Source organism: Methylomonas sp. BG-2 (genome assembly GCF_057766305.1).
In genome coordinates this window covers 1-2,186 of the sequence record NZ_JBYMAP010000397.1, presented here as the reverse complement: position 1 = coordinate 2,186, position 2,186 = coordinate 1, and the positions used below count along the sequence as shown (strand labels likewise).

The window sequence follows — 2,186 nt, the reverse complement described above, 5'->3', positions numbered from 1 at the left end:
CAAAAGCACATTTGGCGGATATATTTGGCAAACCAACCACAATACAGCGCACCACTATTCAGAATACATCAGAAAATTTGATCTTTCATTCACTATCCCACAAATCGATATTTACAAACTGGGCCACTTTACGATGTTTGCATTGCTCGCCTGGGCCGTCGGCGCCGGCAATCGGTTTCGGCCCATTTCCACCAGCCAGTTTTTCTTAATGAGTCTCTTCGCTACCAGTAGCGAGATACTACAGCTTTTTATCCCGAGCCGAGGTCCGCAATTGGGTGATATTTTCATCGACTGCATTGGCATCGTTTTCGGTTTAGCAATATCCGCGTTATGCGGTTTGCTTTTCTATAGGCGAAACACCGGTTAATAAGCCTGCTCCCCGACGAACCCCTTAAAGATGGTCATGAACACAATCTTGATGTCCAGCCACAGCGACCATTGGCGGATGTATTCCAGATCGTAGTGAATGCGGGCCTGCATTTTGTCGATGGTTTCGGTTTCGCCCCGGCAACCGCTGATCTGGGCCAAGCCGGTGATGCCGGGTTTCATTTTATGACGCAGCATATAGCCCTGGATTTGCTTACGGTAGTATTCGTTATGGGCAATCGCGTGAGGACGCGGGCCGACGACGGACATCGTACCGCGCAGGACGTTAAGAAATTGCGGCAATTCGTCCAACGAGGTGCGCCGCAAAAAAGCGCCGAGCGGCGTGACCCGGCTGTCGTTGGCGGTGGCCTGCTTAACGGTATCGCCGTTTTCGCAGACCGACATTGAGCGAAATTTCCAGACTTCGATCGGCTCGCCTTTCACGCCGTAACGCAATTGCTTGAAGATGACGGGTCCGGGCGAAGTCACCTTGACCGCGATCGCGATCAGCAGCATCGGTATCGCGATGATCGGCAGGATCAGCGCGCACAACACCAAGTCTTCCAGACGTTTGGCCATGCCGTCCAACACCGAATTGAGCGGAGTGTCGAACACGCTGACTACCGGGATACCCTTGACGCTGCTTAACTTGGATTGCATCAGATTGAAGGTAAAGAAATCGGGCACGATATTGACGGACACCGTGCTGTCGGCCAGTTCGCGGATCAGTTGATTGATGCGTACTTCGGCGCGGAGCGGCAAGGTGATGTAGATATGGTCGATCTCGCCGCGTTGACTGCGTTTTAACAACTCCTTGAAATCGCCGGCAATTTCGTCTTCTATCAATTCGCCTTGTTCGCGGCGTTGCGGGTTTTCGAGGCGGTCGTCAAAGTAGCCGGCAAAATGGTAACCCAGCCAGGGCATTTCGGTCAGAGCGATATTCAAGCGCTTGCCGAGCGGATTAGCACCCAATATCGCGTAATAACGGACGTTGAGACCGTGCAGACGCACAAAGGACAATGTCGCCCGCCGCAACGTGTGCACCAGTATGATGCCCAACGGAACCAAAGGAAACCATAACTCCAGCACTTGCTTGGAGAATTCGAAATCCGGCTCCAGCAGATATACGCCGCTGGAAACTACCGCAAACGAGCCTATCCACGACAGTAAAATCCGCAACGCATCGTCGAACATCGGATCGCCGCGCCAGCCGTGGTAGATCTCCTGATGCTCGGCAAAGATACCAAACAGTACGGTACAAGCGATAAACAGGATCAGGTATTCGCGGGTGAAAGGAATTTGATAGAGCTCCAATGACGCGAACATCGATACAAAGATGATCCCGGTATCGATTGCGCGTTTAACCCCCTGCATTTCAGGCCGCAAGGGGCGGATAAATCCTTTTGAGCGAAGTTGGTTCATACCCAGAGGTTATAGACTATTCGTTGAACATCCGATTGATCCAGGCCGATGCAAAGTTTATCAACACTTTATTTCAGCCCCATGAATCCCGGCCCCCATACCAGCTATTGATCGGCCCGTTAATGTTCCACCGGCACCTCCCCGAGCGAAGCCGAGGGGAGAATGCCGATTGATTTAAACATTGACTGACCGAACTTATAAAGTAGCCGTTCGAGCCGAAAAATGCCGCGACGCGATCCGAAAAATTTTATCAGCAAAATACGCACCATTTAATATCAACCCCGGTGACCAATGTCGTCAAGCTAAGGATTGACCTTCGTCCCGAGCCTGTCGTAGGGCGAATATAACAACCCTGAGCTCACGAGATTCCGCTGGAGCCCCGGCGCAACTCGCCCAAG

The 2,186-nt window shown here is 52.1% G+C and carries 2 protein-coding genes; one reads left to right on the top strand and one right to left on the bottom strand.

Annotated elements, in window-relative coordinates:
* Positions 1-367: VanZ family protein (locus AC3B8H_RS20600; protein WP_488443386.1), on the top strand; the 367-nt coding region annotated here is incomplete at its 5' end.
* On the opposite strand, the gene AC3B8H_RS20595 is transcribed toward AC3B8H_RS20600, so the two are convergent.
* Positions 364-1,740, bottom strand: a complete 1,377-nt coding sequence (locus AC3B8H_RS20595; protein ID WP_488443385.1) for an undecaprenyl-phosphate glucose phosphotransferase — start codon at positions 1,738-1,740, stop codon at positions 364-366. The genes AC3B8H_RS20600 and AC3B8H_RS20595 overlap by 4 nt on opposite strands.
* Positions 1,741-2,186 lie beyond the last annotated feature (446 nt).

Excerpts from the sequence above, each read along its gene's own strand:
- AC3B8H_RS20595 (WP_488443385.1), bottom strand. The coding sequence starts at position 1,740 with ATGCAGGGGGTTAAACGCGCAATCGATACCGGGATCATCTTTGTATCG.